The 23,627-nt window shown below is 63.6% G+C and carries 21 protein-coding genes and 1 riboswitch; of the genes, 15 read left to right on the forward strand and 6 right to left on the reverse strand.

What is annotated here, in order from left to right; all coding sequences use genetic code 11:
* The first annotated feature begins 45 nt into the window (after positions 1-45).
* The 3 genes from C4K38_RS02680 to hldE all read left to right on the forward strand — a co-directional run bounded on the left by C4K38_RS02680 (position 46) and on the right by hldE (position 2,881).
* A complete protein-coding gene (locus tag C4K38_RS02680; RefSeq protein ID WP_053277172.1) occupies positions 46-750 on the forward strand; it encodes a sulfotransferase family 2 domain-containing protein in 705 nt (234 codons plus the stop codon).
* Positions 743-1,354 carry an adenylyl-sulfate kinase gene (gene cysC / locus C4K38_RS02685; protein WP_053277173.1) on the forward strand — a complete coding sequence of 204 codons (612 nt, stop codon included), beginning with the start codon at positions 743-745 and terminating at the stop codon, positions 1,352-1,354. Before C4K38_RS02680 ends, cysC begins: the two co-directional genes overlap by 8 nt.
* A gap of 102 nt (positions 1,355-1,456) precedes the next feature.
* Positions 1,457-2,881, forward strand: coding sequence for a bifunctional D-glycero-beta-D-manno-heptose-7-phosphate kinase/D-glycero-beta-D-manno-heptose 1-phosphate adenylyltransferase HldE (gene hldE / locus C4K38_RS02695; protein ID WP_053277174.1), 1,425 nt, complete (start codon positions 1,457-1,459; stop codon positions 2,879-2,881).
* 54 nt (positions 2,882-2,935) lie between these two features.
* Here hldE and C4K38_RS02700 read toward each other — a convergent pair whose 3' ends face one another.
* The 4 genes from C4K38_RS02700 to C4K38_RS02715 form a co-directional block, all read right to left on the reverse strand.
* Positions 2,936-3,907, reverse strand: coding sequence for a hypothetical protein (locus C4K38_RS02700; protein WP_053277175.1), 972 nt, complete (start codon positions 3,905-3,907; stop codon positions 2,936-2,938).
* Positions 3,908-3,948: 41 nt separating this feature from the next.
* A complete protein-coding gene (locus tag C4K38_RS02705) occupies positions 3,949-4,761 on the reverse strand; it encodes an aldo/keto reductase (RefSeq protein ID WP_053277176.1) in 813 nt (270 codons plus the stop codon).
* Entirely contained in the window at positions 4,758-5,933 is a 1,176-nt protein-coding gene (locus C4K38_RS02710) for an NAD(P)/FAD-dependent oxidoreductase (protein WP_053277177.1), read from the reverse strand. The genes C4K38_RS02705 and C4K38_RS02710 overlap by 4 nt, the downstream gene beginning before the upstream one ends.
* 177 nt (positions 5,934-6,110) lie before the next feature.
* Positions 6,111-6,443 carry a DMT family transporter gene (locus tag C4K38_RS02715; RefSeq protein WP_007921448.1) on the reverse strand — a complete coding sequence of 111 codons (333 nt, stop codon included), beginning with the start codon at positions 6,441-6,443 and terminating at the stop codon, positions 6,111-6,113.
* Positions 6,444-6,552: 109 nt separating this feature from the next.
* Here C4K38_RS02715 and C4K38_RS02720 point away from each other — a divergent pair, with 109 nt between their 5' ends.
* Together C4K38_RS02720 and waaA are read left to right on the forward strand one after the other, a co-directional pair.
* The gene (locus tag C4K38_RS02720; RefSeq protein ID WP_164487032.1) at positions 6,553-7,437 is read left to right on the forward strand and encodes a LysR family transcriptional regulator; all 885 of its coding nucleotides are present in this window, start codon (positions 6,553-6,555) and stop codon (positions 7,435-7,437) included.
* A 23-nt stretch (positions 7,438-7,460) separates the two neighbouring features.
* The gene (gene waaA, locus C4K38_RS02725) at positions 7,461-8,732 is read left to right on the forward strand and encodes a lipid IV(A) 3-deoxy-D-manno-octulosonic acid transferase (protein ID WP_053277179.1); all 1,272 of its coding nucleotides are present in this window, start codon (positions 7,461-7,463) and stop codon (positions 8,730-8,732) included.
* 108 nt (positions 8,733-8,840) lie between these two features.
* Here waaA and C4K38_RS02730 read toward each other — a convergent pair whose 3' ends face one another.
* Positions 8,841-10,280, reverse strand: a complete 1,440-nt coding sequence (locus tag C4K38_RS02730) for a TolC family outer membrane protein (RefSeq protein WP_053277180.1) — start codon at positions 10,278-10,280, stop codon at positions 8,841-8,843.
* Positions 10,281-10,476: 196 nt separating this feature from the next.
* A riboswitch (TPP riboswitch) is annotated at positions 10,477-10,581 on the forward strand.
* 175 nt (positions 10,582-10,756) lie between these two features.
* Between C4K38_RS02730 and thiC the strand changes: the two genes are divergently transcribed.
* Entirely contained in the window at positions 10,757-12,646 is a 1,890-nt protein-coding gene (thiC, locus tag C4K38_RS02735) for a phosphomethylpyrimidine synthase ThiC (protein WP_053277181.1), read from the forward strand.
* A 157-nt stretch (positions 12,647-12,803) separates the two neighbouring features.
* Entirely contained in the window at positions 12,804-14,096 is a 1,293-nt protein-coding gene (gene cytX, locus C4K38_RS02740; RefSeq protein ID WP_053277182.1) for a putative hydroxymethylpyrimidine transporter CytX, read from the forward strand.
* On the opposite strand, the gene C4K38_RS02745 is transcribed toward cytX, so the two are convergent.
* Positions 14,065-14,811, reverse strand: coding sequence for an RsiV family protein (locus C4K38_RS02745; RefSeq protein WP_053277183.1), 747 nt, complete (start codon positions 14,809-14,811; stop codon positions 14,065-14,067). The two genes, cytX and C4K38_RS02745, sit on opposite strands and share 32 nt — an antisense overlap.
* A gap of 223 nt (positions 14,812-15,034) precedes the next feature.
* Between C4K38_RS02745 and C4K38_RS02750 the strand changes: the two genes are divergently transcribed.
* From C4K38_RS02750 to parC, 8 genes are all read left to right on the forward strand, one after another.
* The gene (locus tag C4K38_RS02750; protein ID WP_025808097.1) at positions 15,035-15,652 is read left to right on the forward strand and encodes an NUDIX domain-containing protein; all 618 of its coding nucleotides are present in this window, start codon (positions 15,035-15,037) and stop codon (positions 15,650-15,652) included.
* The gene (locus C4K38_RS02755) at positions 15,643-16,095 is read left to right on the forward strand and encodes a DUF1249 domain-containing protein (protein WP_007921426.1); all 453 of its coding nucleotides are present in this window, start codon (positions 15,643-15,645) and stop codon (positions 16,093-16,095) included. Before C4K38_RS02750 ends, C4K38_RS02755 begins: the two co-directional genes overlap by 10 nt.
* Positions 16,096-16,194: 99 nt before the next feature.
* Positions 16,195-17,010, forward strand: coding sequence for a 3',5'-cyclic-AMP phosphodiesterase (gene cpdA, locus C4K38_RS02760; protein WP_053277184.1), 816 nt, complete (start codon positions 16,195-16,197; stop codon positions 17,008-17,010).
* Between the two features lie 116 nt (positions 17,011-17,126).
* On the forward strand, positions 17,127-17,735 hold the full coding sequence (locus C4K38_RS02765) for a YqiA/YcfP family alpha/beta fold hydrolase (RefSeq protein ID WP_053277185.1): 609 nt from the start codon (positions 17,127-17,129) through the stop codon (positions 17,733-17,735).
* Positions 17,736-17,777: 42 nt separating this feature from the next.
* Positions 17,778-19,685 (forward strand): DNA topoisomerase IV subunit B, encoded by a 1,908-nt coding sequence (gene parE, locus C4K38_RS02770; protein WP_053277186.1) that lies wholly within the window; start codon positions 17,778-17,780, stop codon positions 19,683-19,685.
* Positions 19,685-20,668, forward strand: coding sequence for an esterase-like activity of phytase family protein (locus C4K38_RS02775; RefSeq protein ID WP_053277187.1), 984 nt, complete (start codon positions 19,685-19,687; stop codon positions 20,666-20,668). Before parE ends, C4K38_RS02775 begins: the two co-directional genes overlap by 1 nt.
* Complete coding sequence (locus tag C4K38_RS02780) at positions 20,665-21,186, forward strand: retropepsin-like aspartic protease family protein (RefSeq protein WP_053277209.1); 522 nt, start codon at positions 20,665-20,667, stop codon at positions 21,184-21,186. Before C4K38_RS02775 ends, C4K38_RS02780 begins: the two co-directional genes overlap by 4 nt.
* A gap of 10 nt (positions 21,187-21,196) precedes the next feature.
* Positions 21,197-23,455 (forward strand): DNA topoisomerase IV subunit A, encoded by a 2,259-nt coding sequence (gene parC / locus C4K38_RS02785; protein WP_007921416.1) that lies wholly within the window; start codon positions 21,197-21,199, stop codon positions 23,453-23,455.
* Positions 23,456-23,627: the final 172 nt, after the last annotated feature.

Here is a 23,627-nt window from a genome sequence, read left to right on the forward strand (position 1 = left end):
CGTCGACTGAATCGAGGGGGCCAACCCCGTCGCGCGGGTACTGGAATGCTGCAACGTTATCTGTGGAAGTTATTACCCAAGTCGCAACGGGCGTTTTTGCTTGGGCGCCTGTCTGTGGTGGACCGGCAGGTGGTGAACAAGGCCATGTCAGCCAACGTCCGTTTTCCGGCGCCGTTCCGTCAGCACGGTTGTGTGTTCATCCATGTGCCAAAGTGCGCGGGCAGCAGCCTGTGTTCGGCATTGTTCGACGGCTGGACGCCGGGCCACCTGCCCCTGTACTGGTACGAGCAACAGTTTCCCCAGCAGTTCGCCAGCAGTTTCAAGTTCGCCGTGGTCCGCGATCCCCTGGAGCGGGCCTATTCGGCCTATGCCTTCCTGCGTGGCAACGAACTCAGTCGCCGCGACCAGGCCGCCCAGCGGCTGGTCAGCCACTATCGCGATTTCGACGATTTTGTCGGCCGCTGGCTGCATCCGGAAAATATCCACAAGCAACTGCACTTCGCCCCGCAGACCGACTTCCTGGTGGACTCCATGGGGCGCCTGGACATGGACTTCATCGGTTATCAGGAGCACCTGCAGCGAGATTATCAGTTGCTCAGCGAGCATCTGGGGGTGAGCAGGGCCCTGCCGCACCTCAACGAATCGCGGCAGCGGCACCAGGCGCCTGCCCGGGACTTCTGCTCTGTGCGCACCCGACGGCTGGTGCGTCGGGCGTACCAGCGCGACTACGAGATGCTTGGCTATGAATGAACCCTTGTCGCCGCATTGCCCGCAAGCGGATATCCGCCCCTGCAGCCTGTCCCTGACCGCTGCCGAGCGGGCGGCGCTCAAGCGGCAGCGTCCGTGTTGCCTCTGGCTGACCGGTTTGTCCGGCGCCGGCAAATCGACCCTGGCCAACCTGCTGGAGTTGCGGTTGAGCGGGCAGGGCCTGCATACCTTCGTCCTCGATGGCGACAACGTGCGCGGCGGCCTGTGTCGTGACCTGGGCATGGGCGCCGAGGCGCGCAAGGAGAACATCCGGCGCCTGGCCGAGGTGGCGAGGTTGATGGTGGAGGCGGGGTTGATCGTGATCGTCTCGGCGATTTCACCGTTTCGCGCGGAGCGTGCTGCTGCCCGGGCCTTGTTCGCGGTGGACGAATTTCTCGAGGTGTACGTGAGTACATCGTTCGCTGCCTGTGCCCGGCGCGACCCCAAGGGTCTGTATCGGGCGGCGAGCGAAGGGCGTATCCGGGACTTCACCGGGCTCGACAGCCCCTACGAAGCACCGCTTTATCCCGACTGCGAGATCGATACCGAAACGGTCGGGCTGGCCTGCGCGACAGACCGGCTCATGGCGCTTTTGCTCAATAAATGAACAGTTTGGGGCGATCGCGAATACTCGTGCAGCGGTAGAACTAGGCAGCGTTCACCCTGTGTTAATATCGCGCCCCTGTTCATTTTGTATGTGGGTTGCTCCATGAAGTTGTCCATGCCGCGATTCGATCAAGCCCCTGTCTTGGTGGTCGGCGATGTCATGCTCGACCGTTACTGGCATGGTGGTACCTCACGGATTTCCCCTGAGGCGCCGGTACCGGTAGTCAAGGTCGAGCAAATCGAGGACCGCCCGGGCGGTGCCGCGAACGTTGCCTTGAACATTGCCGCGCTCGGCGCACCGGCCTCGCTGGTTGGCGTCACCGGTGACGACGAGGCTGCCAACAGTCTCTCCAACAGTCTTGAGGGCGCAGGCGTACGCGCCTTGTTCCAGCGCATTGCCCATCAGCCGACCATCGTCAAGCTGCGGGTCATGAGCCGGCACCAGCAACTGCTGCGTATCGATTTCGAAGAACCCTTCGCCACCGACGCCCTAAAGTTGGGTGCTGAAGTCGACCAGTTGCTGGACGGCATCAAGGTGCTGGTGTTGTCCGACTACGGCAAGGGTGCCCTGAAAAACCATCAGGCGCTGATCCAGGCCGCGCGTGCCCGTGGCATCCCGGTGCTGGCGGACCCGAAAGGCAAGGACTTTTCGATTTATCGCGGCGCCAGCCTGATCACCCCGAACCTCAGCGAGTTCGAAACCATAGTCGGCGGTTGCGTCGACGAGCACGACCTGGTCAGCAAAGGCGCGAAGCTGATGCACGACCTGGAGCTGGGCGCCTTGCTGGTGACCCGTGGCGAACACGGCATGACCCTGTTGCGTCCCGATCACCCGGCGCTGCATTTGCCGGCCCGCGCTCGTGAAGTGTTCGACGTCACCGGTGCCGGCGATACGGTGATTTCCACCCTGGCGGCGGCGATCGCGGCGGGCGAAGAACTGCCGCACGCGGTAGCCCTGGCCAACCTGGCTGCCGGCATCGTGGTCGGCAAGCTGGGTACCGCGGCCATCAGCGCACCGGAGCTGCGTCGCGCGATCCAGCGTGAAGAGGGTTCCGAGCGCGGTGTGCTGAGCCTCGACCAGCTGCTGCTGGCGATCGACGATGCGCGTGCGCACAAAGAGAAGATCGTCTTCACCAACGGCTGCTTCGACATCCTCCATGCCGGCCATGTGACCTACCTTGAGCAGGCGCGGGCCCAAGGCGATCGCCTGATTGTGGCGATCAACGACGATGCCTCGGTCAGTCGCCTGAAAGGGCCTGGTCGTCCGATCAACAGCGTCGACCGGCGCATGGCGGTACTGGCCGGTCTGGGCGCGGTGGACTGGGTCATCAGTTTCCCCGAGGGCACGCCGGAAAACCTGCTGGCCCAGGTCAAGCCGGATGTGCTGGTCAAAGGCGGGGACTACTCGGTCGACCAGGTGGTCGGCGCCGATATCGTCAAGGCTTATGGCGGCACGGTGAAGGTGCTGGGGCTGGTGGAGAACAGTTCCACCACGGCCATAGTCGAGAAGATCCGCAAGACCGAATGATGCTGCTCGCCAATCTGCCCGCTCCTGCGAAACCCGGAGTGGGCGGATTGGCAATCAACGTTGCCGGCTGGCCTTGGCCGGGACGATCTTGCGCAATATCTGCCGCGCCTTGCCGGTAAGACGCTGGAGCTTGGAGTCCTTCTCCGGCACGCTCAATCCCTGCTGCTTCAGCCAGTCCTTCCAGCGAATCCGTTCGTCACGCACCAGCCAGCCTTGCTGCTGGGCGAAGCTTTCGGCCAGATACAGGCCGCGAGTACTCGCCGGGTGCAGCTGATCCTTCTTCAAGGTATAGAGCTCGGCGCACGGCTGCCCGTCCTTGAGCGGCATCAGGTACAGGTCCGGGCGCTTGCGATCCAGGCGCGCCACCAGTTGGTCGCCTTCCAGGCGTTCGTCGACATGGAACAGGCTCAGGGACTTGGCTTCTTTCGGCACGTCCAGGCGCAGGTCATAAATCAGCTGCAGCGACGCGGTGGGCAGATGCACATAAGCCCGCGGCCGTTCCAGCAGATGCAGGTTGGCGCAGCGCACCGGGCGTGCCGCGCCCGACAGCGGTGTCAGGCGAAAGGGCAGGGCTTCGCGATAATGCAGGGCCGCCGAGTAAGGCGCCGGCAGCCAGGTGTCGTTGAAGCGCCCGCCGAGCCAGCCTTCCGGGGTTTCCAGCAGGCATTCCTCGGCGATTTCCTGGATGGCGGTATGCAGCGGCAGGTTCAGTTCGTGGGCCGGGACGTAGCCGGAAATCAGCTTGAGCACCACATCGCCGCGGTCCTGCCGGCGCTGGCGGACCAGCACCCAATAGTCGCGGTTCTGCCAATGCAGGGTCAGGCGTACCGAGACGCCGAGGTTGGCCAGTTCCAGGGCGAAGCGTTCGGCATTGGCCACCGTGACCGGACGCCTACGCTGCAGGGTCTGCGCAAAGTTCAGCGGCATGCCGACGCTCTGGTAGCTGAGGCCTTCGGGCGTCGCTTCGACGAACAGGGGCAGCGTCTTGAAGTTGCTGGGGTTCTTTCTTATGAGCGTACGCGGCATGTCGGCTCCTTCTTGCGTCGGGGTCGGCCGCGTGGGCGGCATCAGTTTTTGCGCAACACCTGCGCGACAGTGGCAACATTATGGGCCAGGTGTAACGGATTGATGGTTCCGACAATAGCACTGGCGACGCCCGGCTGGTCGAACAGCAGTTCAAAGCTGGCGCGCACCGGGTCGACACCCGGGCTCAGGCAAACATGGCCACTGGCCAGGGCTTTTTTCACCAGAATACCCTTGCCATGGGCCGCGGCGTAATCGATGACGGCTCTCTCGTTCTGTTCGTTCAGATTGTAGGTAACCATGGCGCAGTCGCCTTGCTCCAGGGCCTTGAGGCCCCCTGCGACGGTTTTCCCGGAGAGGCCGAAGCCACGGATCTTGCCTTCCTGCTTGAGCTCGGCGAGCGTCTGGTACACCTCGCACTGCTCGAGGATGTGCAGATCATTGCCGTCGGAATGCACCAGCACCAGGTCGATGAAGTCGGTTTCCAGGCGTTGCAGGCTGCGCTCCACCGACAAGCGGGTATGCGCTGCGCTGAAGTCGTGGCGCGACAGGCCGTTTTCGAATTCTTCGCCGACCTTGCTGACAATCACCCAGTCCTGGCGTTGTCCGCGTAGCAGCGGGCCCAGGCGCTCCTCGCTGCGACCATAGGCCGGCGCGGTGTCGATCAGGTTGATGCCCAGGTCGCGGGTCAGCTTGAGCAACATGCGGGCTTCGGTGTCATCCGGAATCTGGAAGCCGTTGGGGTACTTCACCCCTTGGTCGCGTCCGAGCTTCACGGTGCCCAGGCCCAGTGGGGACACCAGCAGTCCGGTGCTGCCGAAGGGGCGATGCAGGTCGTGCAGGGTCGCTTGGCTCATGGCAGCAGTTGCTCCCACGCCGGTTGGGCAATGGCGGGTTTCGGCAGCACCGGCAACGGGGCTGCGGGGCCTGGCTTGATACCGTCGCGCTCGAGGGCGGCGAACACCCGGTCGGCGAAGTCCGGGGCCAGGGCTAGCTTGGTCGGCCAGCCGACCAGCAGACGGTCCTGCTCGGCGAGGAAGGCGTTGTCCGGACGGGTCAGGCCCGATTGCGCGGGCTCGGCCCGATCCACTCGCAGGGTGGCCCATTGCGCCTGGCTGAGGTCGACCCATGGCAACAGGTTGCCAAGTTCTTTCTGGGCGGCGGCAATCTGCGCCGCCGGCTCGCGAGCCACGCCCTCGGCTTCGGCGATGTCGCCGCCGAGGTACCAGACCCATTGGCCGTCGGCCGCCGGGTGGGTGGTCACGGTGATGCGCGGCTTCGGCCCGCCGCCCAGGCAGTGGGCGTACAGCGGTTTCAGGCTCGGGCCCTTGACGATCACCATGTGCAGCGGCCGGCGTTGCATGGCCGGCTGGCTCAGGCCGAGGCTGCTCAGCAGCTCGGCATTGCCGGCGCCAGCGCTGAGGACGATGCGTTGCGCGCGGATTTCCCGCTCGTCGACCCGCAGGCCCACCAATTGCCCGTTTTCCAGCACGGGCTCGATCTTCTGCCCGGCCAGCAGGCTATCGCCACCCAGTTCGGCCAGCCGCCCGATCAGGCTCGGCACGTCCACCACCAACTCGGCCAGGCGATAGACCTTGCCCTTGAAGCGACGGTCCTGCAGGGCTGGCGGCAACTGGTCGCCCTTGACCTGATCGACGCGGCCGCGCACGGCCTTGCTGGCGAAAAAGCTGGTGAGGTTGCCGGCCAGGGTGCCGGGGGACCACAGATAATGGGCCTCGGACAGCAGGCGCACACCGGACAGGTCCAGTTCGCCGTTGCCGGCCAGGGCCTCGCGCCAGCGGCGCGGCATGTCGGCGATGGCTTCCGAGGCGCCGGTCAGGGCGCCGTGCAGGGCATATTTGGCGCCGCCGTGAATGATTCCCTGAGACTTGACGCTTTGTCCGCCGCCGAGGCTGGCGCTCTCCACCAGCACAGTGGAAAAGCCCTGGCGACGCAGGCGGGCGTTCAGCCAGAGGCCGGCGACTCCGGCGCCGACAATCAGCACGTCGGTGGAAATAACGGATGGCATGCAGCGACCTCAGTGTTCAAGACTAGGGGCGCAGTATACAGGCTCGAGCCGCGCAGGCTTGTCGCCGATCAAGGCGTGCCGATATAGCCGTTGCTGCGGATTGCGGTCGCGAGCCATGCAAAAAGGCCACTGCGTTTCAGTTGAAGCGCAGTGGCCTTTTTTACGTCGATCTGTGGGTCAGTGCCCGGCGGTCTTCGAAAACAGCTGGATCACCACCACGCCCAGGACGATCAGGGCCATGCCGAGCATCGCCGGGATATCCAGCTTCTGCCCGTAGAGGAACAGCGCGGCCACGCTGACCATGACAATGCCCATGCCGGCCCAGACCGCGTAAGCCACGCCCACCGGCACGGTGCGCACCACCAGGGTCAGCATCCAGAAGGCCACGCCGTAACCGACGATGATCAGCAGCAGGGGCAGTGGAGTGCTCAGGCCTTTGACCGCTTTCATCGAAACAGTGGCGATCACTTCGGCGCAGATGGCGATGGCCAGGTAGGTGTAAGCGTTCATGGGAGAGTCCTCGTGTTTGGGCTTGCTTGATGAGGTCGGCATTCTAGAGGTTGTGCAGATGGGGTAAAGTCATTACCTATCTGTTTTGAAGATGGGTTGATCCATGAATGTGCAGTGGAATCTGGAGCAGATGCGGCTGTTCGTCAGCGTCGCCGAGCAGCGTTCGTTTTCGGCGGTGGCCCGTGACCAGCACAAGGCGCAATCGGCGGTCAGCAGCGCGATTGCGCTGCTCGAGGCCGATCTCGGCGTGCTCTTGTTCGAGCGCAGCAGCGGTCGCCAGCCGAAACTCACCGAGGCCGGCCGTGCCTTGCTCGCGGAGGCGCGGGAAGTGTTGCGCCAGTGCGAACGCTTGAACGGGCGGGCGCTGGCGTTGATGCGGGGGGAGGAGGCGCGCTTGCGGCTGGCGCTGGACGAGGCGATGCCTTTCCAGCCGGTGCTCGATAGCCTTGAGGCCTTGTCCGAGCGTTTCCCCAGTCTTGAGGTCCAGTTGGCCAGCAGTGCCCAGGGTGATGTGGCGCGCAAGCTGTTGGATCGTCGAGCCGACCTCGGTTTGCTGTTTCACCATGAGCAGATGTCCGAGGCCCTCGAACGGCGGGCCCTGGGCAGCGTCGAGATGGTCACGGTGTGCGCGGTCGGGCATCCGCTGGCCGGCGAGAAACAGGTCGACCGTCAGCAACTGGGGCGTCATCGGCAGTTGCTGATTTCCCCGCAGTTGAGCACTTACCCCAGTGGCGAGCAGCTCAGCCCGCAAGTCTGGCGCGCCGACAGCTTCTACGCGATGGCCGAGCTGCTGATGCGCGGCCTGGGCTGGGCCTGGTTGCCACGGCATGTGGTGCAGTACCCGGCCTATCAGAACCAGATGGTCGAGTTGGCCAGCGAGTGGACCCCGCCGGCGCTGGTGGTGGAACTGGTCTGGCGCCGCGATGAGCCCCTGGGGCCGGCGGCGCATTGGCTGGCGGAGCGTTTTGCCGTGCACTTGCGGGCGATTGGCTGAAAAAGCCGATAAACTCCGCCGCCATGAATAGAACTCTCTACACCGCGCTGTTTTACCTGGGGCTGCCATTGGTGGCGATTCGTCTATGGCTGCGGGCGCGCAAGGTGCCGGCCTATGCCAGGCGGGTTGGCGAACGTTTTTCCTGGGGGCTGCCGGCGATGCAGCCAGGCGGCATCTGGGTGCACGCGGTGTCGGTGGGCGAAAGCATCGCTGCCGCGCCGATGATCCGTGCCTTGCTGGCGCGTTATCCACAGCTGCCGATCACGGTCACCTGCATGACCCCCACCGGCTCGGAACGTATCCAGGCGTTGTTCGCCAACGAGCCACGCATCCAGCACTGCTACCTGCCCTACGACCTGCCTTGCGCCGCCGCGCGTTTCCTCGATCGGGCCCGGCCGAAGCTGGCGGTGATCATGGAAACCGAGCTGTGGCCCAATCACATTCACCAGTGCGCCAAGCGCGGGATTCCCGTGGCGCTGGCCAACGGGCGGTTGTCGGAGCGCTCGGCCCGAGGTTATGGCCGGTTCAACAAACTGACCGCGCCCATGCTCGCGGAAATGAGCCTGTTCGCGGTGCAGACCGAAGCCGAGGCCGAGCGTTTTCGCCAGCTGGGTGCGCGACCGGAAACGGTCGAGGTGACGGGCTCGATCAAGTTCGACCTGAGCATCGACCCGCAACTGCTGGTACGCGCCAGCGAGCTGCGCCAGCAATGGCAAGCCGGCGAACGCCCGGTGTGGATCGCCGCCAGTACCCATGAAGGCGAAGACGCCGTGGTGCTGGATGCCCATCGCCAACTGCTGGCCAGCCACCCGGATGCCTTGCTGATCCTGGTGCCGCGTCATCCGGAGCGATTCAATCCGGTGTTCGAGCTGTGCCGGCAGCAAGGTTTCGCGACTATTCGCCGCTCCAGCGCCGAGCCGGTCAGCGCCAGCACCTCGGTGCTGCTGGGCGACACCATGGGCGAGCTGCTGTTTCTTTATGCCCTGGCGGACAGCGCCTTTGTCGGCGGTAGCCTGGTGCCCAATGGCGGCCACAACCTGCTGGAGCCGGCGGCCCTGGCCAAGCCGGTGCTGAGCGGGCCACACCTGTTCAACTTCCTGGAGATCGCGACGATGCTGCGCGAGGCGGGTGCCCTGCAGGAAGTGGACGATGCCCATGGCTTGGCCGTGGCAGTGCAGCGCCTGTTCGAGTTGCCCCGGGATGCGCAGAAGATGGCCGATGCCGGGCTGCGGGTGATGCGCAGCAATCAGGGCGCCCTGCAGCGCCTGCTCGACGGCCTGGGTCGTTTGCTGTAGCCGCTGCCGCAGGCTGCGATCGACCGGAACGGTCGTAAAAAAGGCCACCGCCATTCAATTGAATGGCGGTGGCCTTTTTGTTTGTCCTACAGCTATGAGGCTACAGGCTCATTGAACCGGCCGGGCCTTGAGCTGTTCCGCCGCGGCCTTGGCCAGGTCCGGCGGCAGGAAGTCGCGGTCCGGGTTGTAGTCGGCTTTCAGGTAGCGCGACAGGTCCTGCAGGTCGCCCGGGTTGAGGGTGCCGGCGGCTTGCTTGAGGCGCAGGTTGTCGAGGATGTAGTCGTAGCGGCTGTTGTTGTAGTTGCGCACCGAGGTGTACAGCTGGCGCTGGGCATCGAGCACGTCGACGATATTGCGCGTACCGACCTGATAACCGATTTCCGTGGCTTCCACGGCGCTCTGGTTGGAGATGATCGACTGGCGTCGGGCCTGGACCTGCTCGACATCGGTGTTCACCGCGCGGTGCAGGTTGCGGGTGTTCTCCACCACCTGGCGGCGCAGGGCCTCACGGCGTTGCTCGCTCTGGTTCAGGCGCGAGTAGGACTCGCGGACCTGGGAGCTGGTCAGGCCGCCGCTGTAGATCGGAATGCTCAGTTGCAGGCCGATGGTGCGTTGTTCGACGTCGCTGCCATAACGCTGGCCCAGTGGGGCCGGGTTGCTGAAGCCGAGGGCGTCGTTGTCGCCTTTCTTGTATTGCGCCACCGCGTCGAGGGTCGGGGCGTGGCCGGCCTTGCGCTGCTTGAGGGTTTCCTCGGCGGCGCTGACCGCGTAGTTGCTGGCCAGCAGGTTGAGGTTCTGCTTGGCCGCGGTATCGACCCAGGCCTTGGCGTCATTCGGGGTCGGTGCCAGCACCGGCAGGCTGTGAACGATGCCCTGGATCGAGTTGTACTGGCGGTTGGTCAGGGTGATCAGGGCTTCGAACGCGTCATCCACCTGGCGCTGGGCGAGGATCCGGTTGGCCCGCGCGGTGTCGTAGCTGGCCTGGGATTGCAGGACGTCGGTCTTGTCCGACAGACCCACATCGAAGCGCTCGTTGGACTGGTCCAGTTGACGCTTGAAGGCGGCTTCTTCGGCCTTGGTCGAGGCCAGGTTGTCCTGGGCGCGCAACACCGAGAAGTAGCTTTCGGCGCTTTGCAGGATCAGGTTCTGTTCGGTGGCCGAGAGCTCCAGCGCGGCTTGCTCGTTGACGTCCTTGGCCGCTTGCAGCTGGAACCAGCGGTCGGCGCGGAAAATCGGCTGGGCCAGGGTCGCCTGATACACGGTGCCGCTGCGGGTGGCGGTCATCGAGGGTTCGTCGAACTTGGTCCGGGTGTTGTTCAGGTCGGCACCGGCCGAGAGGTTGGGCAGCAAACCGGCGCGAGCCTGTGGCACCACTTCTTTGCGTGCGTCGTAATCGGCGCGGGCGGCGGCGAGGTCGGCGTTGTTGTCCACGGCCTCCTGGTAGACGCTGACCAGGTCGGTTTTAGTGGTCAAGGGCGCTTCTGCTGCCCAGGCCATTCCATTGGACGCACAAGACACGGCGATGGCCAGTGAGAGTTTGCGCAGCATTCGGCGATCCCTAGAGTTGATATTACGAGGATAATTCTGGCGCCAAGGCTAAGTCTCGGCCTGTACAGCGTCAAGGTTCGACGCAACCCACCGAGTGTAGATGCGCCTGCGCAGGGCAACAATCCTGCATTTACGCCATTCATCACGCTGTTTGCCGTGGTGTTGGCGTTCTGTGCCGGCTTTGTCTAGACTGGCCGGGTTCTTGTCGGGGTGCCTTGCTATGAGGCTGAGATCGGATAATCCGGATCCCGTTGAACCTGATCAGGTTAGCGCCTGCGTAGGGAACAAGATTTCTCGTCACCCGGCGAGTCCTCTTGTGCTTCGTCCGGGATGTTGTTCGACAATCGAACACCCCTCGAGCACCAAGCACTGCACCAGCTGGTTTTCGCCCCTGGCTCCAGCTATGGCTGCGTCCGTTCGTTACAGGTTCGCTCCGACAAAAATCCACTGCCTGGATGCTGTCTGGAGAGCCTGTGATGACTACAAAATTAAAAAACGCTACCCACCTTAGCGAATCGGCCAAGGTCGATGAGCAGTCGGTTCAGCCCTTTACCCGCTCGCAAAAAATCTATGTCCAGGGTTCGCGCCCGGACATCCGCGTGCCGATGCGCGAAATCAGCCTCGACGTGACCCCGACCGACTTCGGTGGCGAGATCAACGCGCCCGTCACCGTCTATGACACCTCCGGTCCGTACACCGACCCTAATGTAGTGATCGACGTGCGCAAAGGCCTGGGCGATGTGCGCTCGGCCTGGATCGACGACCGTGGCGACACCGAGCGCCTGCCCGGCCTGAGCTCCAACTTCGGTCAGGAACGCCTCGCCGATCCCGAGCTGACCAAGCTGCGCTTCGCTCACGTCAACAATCCGCGCCGGGCCAAGGCCGGGGCCAACGTCAGCCAGATGCACTACGCGCGCAAGGGCATCATCACCGCCGAGATGGAATACGTCGCCATCCGCGAAAACATGAAGCTGCAAGAGGCCCGCGCCGCGGGACTGCTCGATCAGCAGCACGCCGGCCACAGCTTCGGCGCCAGCATCCCGAAAGAAATCACCCCCGAGTTCGTCCGTGAGGAAATCGCCCGCGGTCGCGCGATCATTCCGGCCAACATCAACCACGTCGAACTGGAACCGATGATCATCGGCCGCAACTTCCTGGTGAAGATCAACGGCAACATCGGCAACAGCGCCCTGGGCTCGTCCATCGAAGAAGAAGTGGCGAAACTGACCTGGGGCATCCGCTGGGGTTCGGACACCGTCATGGACCTGTCCACCGGCAAGCACATCCACGAAACCCGCGAGTGGATCATCCGCAACTCGCCGGTGCCGATCGGTACCGTGCCGATCTACCAGGCACTGGAGAAGGTCAACGGCGTGGCCGAAGACCTGACCTGGGAGCTGTTCCGCGACACTCTGATCGAGCAGGCGGAGCAGGGCGTCGACTACTTCACCATCCACGCCGGCGTGCTGCTGCGTTATGTGCCGTTGACCGCCAAGCGCGTGACCGGCATCGTTTCCCGCGGTGGTTCGATCATGGCCAAGTGGTGCCTGGCGCATCACAAGGAAAACTTCCTCTACACCCACTTCGACGAAATCTGCGAAATCATGAAGGCCTATGACGTCAGCTTCTCGCTGGGCGACGGCCTGCGTCCGGGCTCGATTGCCGACGCCAACGATGAAGCGCAGTTCGGCGAACTGGAGACCCTCGGCGAGCTGACCAAGATCGCCTGGAAGCATGACGTGCAGTGCATGATCGAAGGCCCAGGCCACGTGCCGATGCAGCTGATCAAAGAGAACATGGACAAGCAGCTGGAGTGCTGCGACGAGGCGCCGTTCTACACCCTCGGCCCGCTGACCACCGACATCGCTCCGGGCTACGACCACATCACTTCCGGTATCGGCGCGGCGATGATCGGCTGGTTCGGCTGCGCCATGCTCTGCTACGTGACGCCGAAGGAACACCTGGGACTGCCGAACAAGGATGACGTGAAGACCGGGATCATCACCTACAAGATCGCCGCGCACGCTGCGGATCTCGCAAAAGGACACCCGGGCGCGCAGATCCGTGACAACGCACTGTCCAAGGCGCGTTTCGAATTCCGCTGGGAAGACCAGTTCAACCTCGGCCTCGACCCGGACACCGCACGCGCCTACCACGACGAAACCCTGCCCAAGGATTCGGCCAAGGTCGCGCACTTCTGCTCCATGTGCGGACCGAAGTTCTGCTCAATGAAGATCACCCAGGAGGTCCGCGAGTACGCGGCCAACCAGCGCATCGAAGCGGTGGACGTGGAGGTCGCCAAGGGGCTGGCGGAGCAGGCCGAGCGCTTCAAGCAGGAAGGCAGCCAGTTGTACAAGAAGGTTTGATCCTGCGCGGGTGATCGCTTCGCCAAGCGATCACTCCCCACCGGGTAGGAGCGAGGCTTGCCCGCGACAGCATCGTGTCAGTCACAACGTAATCGCGGGCAAGCCTCGCTCCTACGGGTGGGTGATTTTCCAACTGTGTCCCTTCGAGATAGCACCCTTGAGCACATCCAGCAACACTTACTCTCCCGATCTCGCGGTCCCTGCCGAGCGACGTGTATTCGGCGCGCGCGATCTGTTTTCCCTGTGGTTTTCCCTCGGCATCGGCCTGATGGTGTTGCAGACCGGCGCGCTGTTGGCGCCAGGCCTGGGCCTGTCCGGCGCCTTGCTGGCGATCTTTCTCGGTACGACGGTCGGCGTCTTGCTGCTCGCGGCGGTCGGGGTGATCGGCAGCGATACGGGGCTGTCGTCCATGGCGGCGCTCAAACTCAGCCTCGGTAGTCGCGGCGCGAGCCTGCCGGCGTTGCTCAACCTGCTGCAACTGGTGGGCTGGGGTTCGTTCGAGATCATCGTCATGCGCGATGCCGCCAGCCTGTTGGGCGGCCGTGCGTTCAGCGAAGGCAGCCTGCTGGCCAGTCCCTTGCTCTGGACCCTGTTTTTCGGCGCGCTGGCGACCTTGCTCGCGGTCAGCGGGCCGCTGACCTTCGTGCGCAAAATCCTGCGCAAGTGGGGCATCTGGCTGCTGTTGGCGGCCTGCCTGTGGCTGACCTGGAACCTGTTCGCCAAGGCCGATCTGGCCGCGCTCTGGGCCCAGGCCGGCGACGGCTCCATGCCGCTCGGCGTGGGCTTCGATATCGCGATCGCCATGCCGTTGTCGTGGTTGCCGCTGATCGCCGACTACTCAAGGTTCGGCAAGCGGGCACGCAATGTCTTTGGCGGTACGGCGCTGGGATTCTTTATCGGTAACCTGTGGCTGATGAGCCTGGGCGTGGCCTACACCCTGGCCTTTGCGCCGAGCGGTGAAGTCAATGCTCTGTTGCTGGCCCTGGCCGGCGCGGGCCTGGGGATTCCGCTGTTGCTGATCCTGTTGGACGAGTCGGAAAACGCCTTTGCCGATATCCATTCGGCCGCGGTCTCCAGCGGCATTCTGCTGCGCCTGAAAGTCGAGCACCTGGCCCTGGCCATTGGCGTGCTCTGCACCCTGATCGCCTGCCTGGCGCCGTTGGCCCAGTATCAGAACTTCCTGCTGCTGATCGGCTCGGTGTTCGCGCCGCTGTTCGGCGTGGTGCTGGTGGATCACTTCATCCTGCGCAAGCGCAGTGCACAGGAACTGTCCGTGGGGTGGCGCTGGCCGGCGTTGCTGGCCTGGCTGGGTGGGGTCAGCACCTATCACCTGCTGGCCAACTTCTACCCGGATGTTGGCGCAACCCTGCCGTCACTGGTGCTGGCAGGGCTGCTGCAAGGGCTGCTGGGACGGGCTTTCAGCCACGGCCAGGAAACAGCTCGGGCTTGAGAATGCCGTTCAGGCGGTTGTAAGGGATCTTCAGTTCGATATGGCCCAGCGCGTAAGGCGCGATCACCGATACGTTGTACTTGAGGATCACGCCGCCGTAGGTCAGCGCCACGTTCGGGGTTTTCTGGAACGGCCAGGTCTTGATGAACTCCGGCTCCTGGTCCAGCTTCGTGCTGATCAGCCAGCTGTTGTGGGCCACCTGGGCGGCCTTCCAGAACGCGGCTTCCTGGCCCGGGCGCAGCATGTCGGACAGGGTCAGTTCCTTGTGCAGCTCGCGGGAGTAGTTGATGAAGCCGCGGCCGGGCGTGCCGTGGGCGCCGCCGGTGTCCAGGTAGCTGGCCAGTTCGATGATCACCAGGCCGTCATGCTGTTCGCGTACCTTGGCTTGCAGGTACATGCTGTTGCGGCTGTCGGCCTCGCGCAGGAACTTCTCCCGGTAGGCGCTCAGCGTCGCTGGCACGGCCTGGTCCGCAGTGGCGCGGGTCATCTGCAGCAGGCGCTTTTCAATCAGCGCATCGAGCTGCGGCTCGTCGGCGAAGTGCACGGTGTCGATGTTCACCAGCGGGCAATCCTGATTGCTGCAGCCGGGCTTGATCTGTTCCGACTTGTCGCTGGTGCTTTGCAGGGGCTTTTGATAGCTGGGTTGGAACAGGCTTTGGCAGGCGCCCAGGGTCAGGGCCAGGCAAGCCACGGAAGCGATTTTAAGAAGCGACATGTGCGTCCTTGATAAACCAGAGGTAGGCAAAAGTTACCGGCTTCGACTGCCTGCGGGGCAATCAGTTCGCCACTAAGCTCAATAGAGGCAATTAGATTAGGTTTGCCCCCTTGCCGTCTATCCCGCTGATGGCAAAGGGGCTGCATCATCGGTCACCGGCGCGTTAGGATGGCGCGAAGTCGAGGGGGAGCCTCGGATCGGATTGCAGGAAACGAGGATTGCTATGACGGACTTTGCCAACACCACGCCGACCACTGTCGATATCGTTCGGCGCGAGAAATGCTTCCAGGGTTTTTATCAGCTCGACCGGGTGCAACTGCGCCACGAGCTGTTTGCCGGTGGCATGGGGCGCGAGATCAGTCGTGAAATCTTTGTGCGTCATGATGCTGTCTGCGTCCTGCCGTACGATCCGCAACGCGATGAAGTGGTCTTGATCGAGCAGTTTCGCGTCGGCGCCATGGGGAAGACCGCCAACCCCTGGTTGATCGAACTGGTCGCCGGTCTGATCGACAAGGACGAGCAGCCGGAAGAAGTTGCTCACCGCGAGGCGCAGGAGGAAGCTGGGCTGACATTCTCCGCGCTGTGGCCGATGACCCAGTATTTCCCGTCGCCGGGGGGCAGTACCGAATTCGTGCATCTGTACCTGGGGCGTTGCGACAGCAGCGGTGCCGGTGGCCTGCACGGGCTGGTGGAAGAGGCGGAGGATATCCGCGTGTCGGTCTGGGCTTTCGAAGACGCACTGCAGGCGGTAAGGGATGGGCGGATTTCCAACGCGGCGAGCATTATTGCCTTGCAATGGCTGGCTTTGAACCGCGTTGAAGTGAGGGGGTTATGGTCGTAAACAAAGTGCGCGATCGCTATCGGGTCGATCTCGTGGGGCTGCAAGCGTCCTGCGAGGCCAACTATGCCCGGCTGATGCGCCTGTTGCCCGACATGCGCAACCAGCCGGTGGCGCGGCGGATCGCGGTGACCCAGGGTGACCAGATGCTCGGCGTGCTGGCGCTGGAGGTGTTGCTGGCCTGTCCTTACACCACCACCCTGCAGGTGCGCCAGGAACACAGCCTGCCCTGGCTGCCGGTGCCGCAGCTGGAAGTGCAGGTCTACCACGACGCGCGCATGGCCGAGGTCATCAGTGCCGAGCATGCCCGGCGCTTTCGTGGCATCTACCCGTATCCGAACGCCTTCATGCACCAGCCGGACGAGAAGGCCCAGCTCAATGTGTTTCTCGGCGAATGGCTGAGCCACTGCCTGGCTTGCGGTCATGAGTTCGAGGCCGTGCGATAGATGTGAACTGCGTCCGGTTCGCCGGTTTCCTCTTTTGAATTTCCCCCAGCATAATTGCCTCCATTCCTCACTTCCCGTGACACGCCCTGGGAGGCCGCCTTGCCGAGCGCATCCACTCTGACCACCGACGATCCCGTGTTGCTGGTGCAGCTGTCCGACAGTCATCTGTTCGCCGAAGCGGACGGTACGCTGCTGGGCATGAATACCCGCGACAGCCTGCAGCGGGTGATCGAACTGGTGCTGGAGCAGCAGCCGCGGATCGACCTGATGCTGGCCACGGGCGACCTGTCCCAGGACGGTACGCTGGAGTCCTATCAGCTATTTCGTGACATGACCCGGCAGATTCCGGCGCCGGCGCGCTGGATTCCCGGCAACCACGACGAGCCGCAGATCATGGCGCAGGCGGCGACCCAGAGTTCGTTGCTGGCGCCGGTGGTGGACATCGGCAACTGGCGGATCACCCTGCTCGACTCGGCCGTACCGGGTTCGGTACCGGGCTATCTGCAGGACGAGCAGCTGCAGTTGCTGGCCAGTGCCCTGAGCGAAGCCCCCGAACGCCATCATTTGGTGTGCCTGCATCATCATCCGGTTTCCATCGGTTGTGCCTGGATGGAACCCATCGGGCTGCGCAATCCGCATGCGCTGTTCGCCGTGCTGGAGCGTTTTCCGCAGGCGCGTGCGGTGCTCTGGGGCCATGTGCATCAGGAAATCGACCGTCAGCAGGGGCCTTTGCGCCTGCTGGCGTCGCCCTCGACCTGCATTCAGTTCGAGCCGGGCAGCGAGGATTTCAAGGTCGGCGAAACCGCGCCGGGTTATCGCTGGCTGCGTCTGCTGCCCGATGGACGCCTGGAAACCGGTGTCGAGCGGGTCACCGGCTTCGATTTCGAGGTCGATTACGGCAGCGACGGCTACTGATTCCGCCCCGGAGCCGCAGTCCGAGGCGGCAGGACAAAGGGATACACCTGAACACAAGTCAAGCGGCGATACACCCTGTAAACTGCGCCTTTTTGCACGATGCAAAGGGAGTGCGCATGTCCGGTTCGATCCTGTATATCCACGGCTTCAACAGCGCGCCGGCGTCGAAGAAGGCTAGCCAGTTGATCGCTGTCATGGAGGCGATCGGCCGCGGTGAACAGTTGCGTGTGCCGGCCCTGCATCATCATCCTCGCGAGGCCATTGGCCAGTTGGAGCAGGCGATTGCCGAACTCGGACGGCCGCTGCTGGTCGGCAGCTCTCTCGGCGGCTACTATGCCACTCACCTTGCCGAGCGCCATGGCCTGAAAGCCCTGCTGATCAACCCCGCGGTCAGTCCGCACCGGATGTTCGACGGTTTTCTGGGCACGCAGACCAACCTCTACACCGGGGAAACCTGGGAATTGACCCATGACCACGTGACGGCCCTGGCCGAACTGGAAGTGCCGGCGCCCCAGGACCCGCAGCGGTTCCAGGTCTGGCTGCAGACAGGTGACGAGACGCTGGACTATCGCAGCGCCCAGCTGTATTACCGAGCCTGTGCCTTGCGCATCCAGGCCGGCGGCGACCATAGTTTCCAGGGTTTTGCCGGACAATTGCCGGCGTTGTTGAGTTTTGCCGGCATCGGCCCGGATCAGTACCAGGCGATCGATTTCACCTCGCTGTGAAACCTCGCTTCTATTTCATTGAACGACTAACGACGAGACCCCATGGCCACTCCCAGCGCTAGCTCTTATAACGCAGACGCCATCGAAGTCCTCTCGGGCCTCGACCCGGTGCGCAAACGCCCGGGCATGTACACCGACACCACCCGGCCGAACCACCTCGCCCAGGAAGTCATCGACAACAGTGTCGACGAAGCCCTGGCGGGGCACGCGAAGTCGATCCAGGTCATCCTGCATGCCGATCATTCCCTGGAAGTGTCCGATGACGGTCGCGGCATGCCGGTGGACATTCACCCGGAAGAGGGCGTGTCCGGTGTCGAGCTGATCCTCACCAAGCTCCATGCGGGCGGCAAGTTTTCCAACAAGAACTACCAGTTCTCCGGCGGTCTGCACGGGGTGGGTATTTCCGTGGTCAACGCCCTGTCGAACCAGGTACGGGTGCGTGTCAAGCGGGACGGCAACGAATACCAGATGACCTTCGCCGACGGCTTCAAGGCCACCGAACTGGAAGTGGTCGGCAGCGTCGGCAAGCGCAATACCGGGACCAGCGTGTATTTCGCCCCGGATCCGAAATACTTCGATTCGCCAAAATTCTCCGTCAGCCGCCTCAAGCATGTGCTCAAGGCCAAGGCCGTGTTGTGCCCGGGGCTGCTGGTCAGCTTCGAAGACAAAGGCACCGGCGAGAAGGTCGAGTGGCATTACGAGGACGGCCTGCGTTCCTATCTGGTGGACGCGGTCAGCGAATTCGAACGCCTGCCGACCGAACCTTTCTGCGGCAGTCTGGCGGGTAACAAGGAAGCGGTGGACTGGGCTCTGCTGTGGTTGCCGGAAGGCGGCGACAGCGTGCAGGAAAGCTACGTCAACCTGATCCCGACCGCCCAGGGCGGTACCCACGTCAACGGTTTGCGCCAGGGCCTGCTGGACGCCATGCGCGAGTTCTGCGAATTCCGCAACCTGCTGCCGCGTGGCCTGAAGCTGGCGCCGGAAGACGTCTGGGAGCGCATCGCCTTCGTGCTGTCGATGAAGATGCAGGACGCGCAGTTCTCCGGCCAGACCAAGGAACGCCTGTCGTCCCGCGAGGCGGCCGCCTTCGTTTCGGGCGTGGTCAAGGATGCGTTCAGTCTGTGGCTCAACGCCAACCCGGAGCTGGGCATGCAACTGGCGGAGCTGGCCATCAGCAACGCCGGCCGTCGCCTCAAGGCCAGCAAGAAGGTCGAGCGCAAGCGCATTACCCAGGGCCCGGCACTGCCAGGCAAGCTGGCGGACTGCGCTGGCCAGGACCCGATGCGTTCCGAGCTGTTCCTGGTGGAAGGTGATTCCGCTGGTGGTTCGGCCAAGCAGGCGCGGGACAAGGAATTCCAGGCGATCCTGCCGCTGCGCGGCAAGATCCTCAACACCTGGGAAGTCGACGGCAGCGAAGTCCTGGCCAGCCAGGAAGTGCACAACATCGCCGTGGCCATCGGAGTCGACCCGGGCGCCGAGGACATGAGCCAGCTGCGCTACGGCAAGATCTGCATCCTCGCCGACGCCGACTCCGACGGCTTGCACATCGCGACGCTGCTCTGCGCGCTGTTCGTCCAGCATTTCCGCCCGCTGGTGGACGCCGGTCACGTCTACGTGGCGATGCCGCCGCTGTACCGCATCGACCTGGGCAAGGAAATCTACTACGCCCTCGACGAAGCCGAGCGCGACGGTATCCTCGATCGCCTGGTGGCCGAGAAGAAGCGTGGCAAGCCGCAGGTCACCCGATTCAAGGGCCTGGGTGAAATGAACCCGCCGCAACTGCGCGAAACCACCATGGACCCGAACACCCGGCGCCTGGTGCAGTTGACCCTTGGTGAAGACTTCGCCGCGACTTCGGAAATGATGGACATGCTGCTGGCGAAGAAACGCGCCGGCGATCGCAAGAGCTGGCTGGAGTCCAAGGGCAACCTGGCCGAGGTTCTGGCCTGATGCGCAGAGGCTTTGCCCTGGCGTTACTGCTATTGGCGACCTCGGCGATGGCCGACCCCTTGCCCGAGTTGAGGCTGCTGGCCGAGCATCCGGTGGACGGCATGCGCGGCGGCAACCTGTCGGGGCTGGCGTTGTGCGGCAAGGAGCTGTGGACGGTATCCGACCGTGACGATGACCAGATCTATCGGCTCGATACCAGCGACCGGGTCTGGCAGGCCGAAACCGTGCGCATCGACGTGCCGCCGGTGCCGGACAGCGGTTTGCCCTGGGGTTTGAACTCACGCACCTGGGTCGCTTCGTTCGTGCGCGGCGGCGACCTGGATTTCGAGGGCATCACCTGCGACAGCGCCGGCAACAAGTATGTGGTCAGCGAATCTCACGCGGCGGTGTTGCAACTGCCGCCGACGGGTTCGGCCGCCTGGCTGAAGATTTCGCCGATCATGGTGCGCGAGGCGCGGGCCAGCGGTATGTTGCTGCACTTCAATGCCCTGTTCGAAGGCCTGGCGGTCAACCCGGCCGGCGACAAGATCTGGCTGGCCGCCGAGCGCGAGCGCCGCGGGCTGCTGTTGATCAAGCGCCAGCAGAGTGTCTGGGACTGCGACGGCGGCTGTGTGCTGCTCAGCGAGGCCGGGCTGGAAATGCAGCCCCCGCAGATGCCCAAGGCCAAGGCGGTGTCTCGGGATTTCGCCGACCTGTCGCTGTTCGAGGGCAAGTTGTTCACCCTCGAGCGCAATGCGTTTCAGGTCTGTCGTCGCGATGCGGCGACGGCCAAGGTCGAGCGTTGTTGGTCGTTTGCCGCCGAGGCGTTGCAGGAACACCGGCGTTATCCACAGGACTATGGCCTGACCGAGGCGCTGGTGGTGGATGCCGAAGGCGCCTGGATCGGTGTGGATAACAACACCGGAGCCCGTGCAGACGGTGAAAAACGCCCGATCATCTGGCGCTTCGACGCGCCCGAGGGCGGTTGGGGGGCCAAGCCGTGAGCCAGCAGCCACCGGGCAAACGTGCCGGGCGCGTGCTGCTGGTGCTGGCCTGGGGCGCCGGGCTCTTCCTGGCGACACGGTTTTTCGGCGAGTGGGAACAGCGTCAGGAGAACCCCAATGCTGTCGTCACTTCGCAACAACATGAGGGTTACATCGAAGTGAAACTGGTCGGCAACGGCCAGGGGCATTTCGTCGCCAGCGGTCAGATCAACGGCCAGCCGGTGAGTTTCATGCTCGATACCGGAGCGACCGATGTGTCGATCCCGTCCGGGCTGGCCGAGCGTCTTGGCCTGGAGAAGGGCGCACCGGTGACCCTGAGTACCGCCAACGGTCGTAGCGAGGGTTATCGAACCCGCCTCGACCGCCTGCAACTGGGCGATATCGTCCTGCGGGATGTCCGTGCGCTGGTCGCGCCGGGCCTGGGCGGCGATCAGGTGTTGCTGGGCATGAGCGCTTTGAAAAAACTTGAATTTACCCAGCGCGGCGGCACCTTGCTGCTGCGCCAGACAACGAACTGATGAGGCCCGCATGAGCGACTCCCTGGATCTCAGCCTGGATGGCGTAGAACGCCGATCGCTGGCTGACTTCACCGAAAATGCCTACCTCAACTACTCCATGTACGTGATCATGGACCGTGCTTTGCCGCATATCGGCGACGGCCTGAAACCGGTACAGCGGCGTATCGTCTACGCCATGAGTGAGCTGGGGCTGGATGCCGATTCCAAGCACAAGAAGTCCGCCCGTACGGTCGGTGACGTGCTGGGTAAGTTCCACCCCCACGGCGACTCGGCCTGCTACGAAGCCATGGTGCTGATGGCGCAGCCTTTCAGCTACCGCTACACCCTGGTGGACGGCCAGGGTAACTGGGGTGCGCCGGACGATCCCAAGTCCTTCGCCGCCATGCGTTACACCGAGGCGCGCCTGTCGCGTTACTCCGAAGTTCTGCTCAGCGAGCTGGGCCAGGGCACCGCGGACTGGGGGCCGAACTTCGACGGTACCCTGCAGGAACCCCTGGTATTGCCGGCACGTTTGCCGAATATCCTGCTCAATGGCACCACCGGTATCGCCGTGGGCATGGCCACTGACGTGCCGCCGCACAACCTGCGGGAAGTCGCCACGGCCTGTGTGCGCCTGCTGGACGAGCCCAAGGCCACGGTCGAACAGCTCTGCGAGCACATTCAGGGTCCGGACTACCCGACCGAAGCGGAAATCATCACGCCGCGCGCGGACCTGCTGAAAATCTACGAAACCGGTCGCGGTTCGGTGCGCATGCGTGCCGTCTATCGCATCGAGGATGGCGACATCATCGTCACCGCGCTGCCGCACCAGGTGTCCGGCGCCAAGGTGCTGGAGCAGATCGCCGCGCAGATGCAGGCCAAGAAGCTGCCGATGGTCGCCGACCTGCGTGACGAGTCGGACCACGAGCACCCCTGCCGGATCGTGATCATTCCACGCTCCAACCGGGTCGATCCCGACGAGCTGATGCAACACCTGTTCGCCACCACCGAGCTGGAATCCAGCTACCGGGTCAACGTCAACATCATCGGCCTGGACGGCAAGCCGCAGCTGAAAAACCTGCGCGCCCTGCTGGTGGAATGGCTGGAGTTCCGCGTACTGACGGTGCGCCGCCGCCTGCAGTTCCGCCTGGACAAGGTCGAGCGCCGCCTGCACCTGTTGGACGGCTTGCTGATCGCCTACCTCAACCTGGATGAAGTGATCCACATCATTCGTACCGAGGACCAGCCGCGGGCCAAGTTGATCGAGCGTTTTGCCCTGAGCGAAGTGCAGGCCGACTACATCCTCGATACCCGCCTGCGTCAGTTGGCGCGTCTGGAAGAGATGAAACTGCGCGCCGAGCAGGATGAATTGCTCAAGGAGCAGGCCAAGCTGCAAGCCCTGCTCAACAGCGAAGCCAAGCTGAAGAAGCTGGTGCGCACCGAATTGCTGCAGGACGCCGAAACCTACGGCGACGACCGTCGTTCGCCAATCATTGAGCGCGCCGAGGCCAAGGCCTTGTCGGAAAACGAGCTGATGCCGACCGAGCCGGTCACCATCGTTCTGTCGGAAAAAGGTTGGGTACGCTGCGCCAAAGGGCATGATATCGACGCCACGGGCCTGTCCTACAAGGCTGGCGACGGCTTCAAGACCTCGGCCATCGGGCGCTCCAACCAGTTCGCGGTGTTTATCGACTCCACCGGGCGCAGTTATTCGGTGGCGGCACATACGCTGCCATCGGCCCGTGGCCAGGGTGAGCCGCTGACCGGACGTCTGACGCCACCACCTGGTGCCAGTTTCGAATGCGTATTGTTGCCGGACGACGAGGCGCTGTACGTGATCGCGTCCGACGCGGGTTACGGTTTCGTGGTCAAGGGTGAGGATCTGCAAGCCAAGAACAAGGCCGGCAAGGCGCTGTTGAGCCTGCCGAACAACGCCAAGGTGTTGTTGCCGCGGCCGGTGAGCGATCGTGAACAGAACTGGCTGGCATCGGTGACCACCGAAGGGCGTTTGCTGGTGTTCAAGATCAGCGACCTGCCGCAGTTGGGCAAAGGCAAGGGCAACAAGATCATCGGGATTCCGGGTGAGCGGGTGGCCAGTCGCGAGGAGTACGTGACCGATATCGCGGTCCTGCCGGAAGGTGCGACATTGGTGTTGCAGGCCGGAAAACGTACCCTGTCGCTCAAGGCCGATGATCTTGAGCACTACAAGGGCGAGCGCGGTCGCCGGGGTAACAAATTGCCACGAGGCTTCCAGCGAGTGGATGCGTTGTTGGTAGAAACTCTCAATTGATGCGGTCTAGAGCGTCCGATCTGCGATTTAACCGGTAGATCGGCTCTACAACACTGGAGTCATGGCGCATATTCACGGATGATATGCGCTTTCAAGCGCCGGCGTGGCTGAGCGTTATTCAGGGTTATTTTGAGTATTTACACTGTGGCTAGCCTTGTGGCCGCCACCTGGA

Source organism: Pseudomonas chlororaphis subsp. piscium, assembly GCF_003850345.1.
Taxonomy (GTDB): Bacteria; Pseudomonadota; Gammaproteobacteria; order Pseudomonadales; family Pseudomonadaceae; genus Aquipseudomonas; species Aquipseudomonas piscium.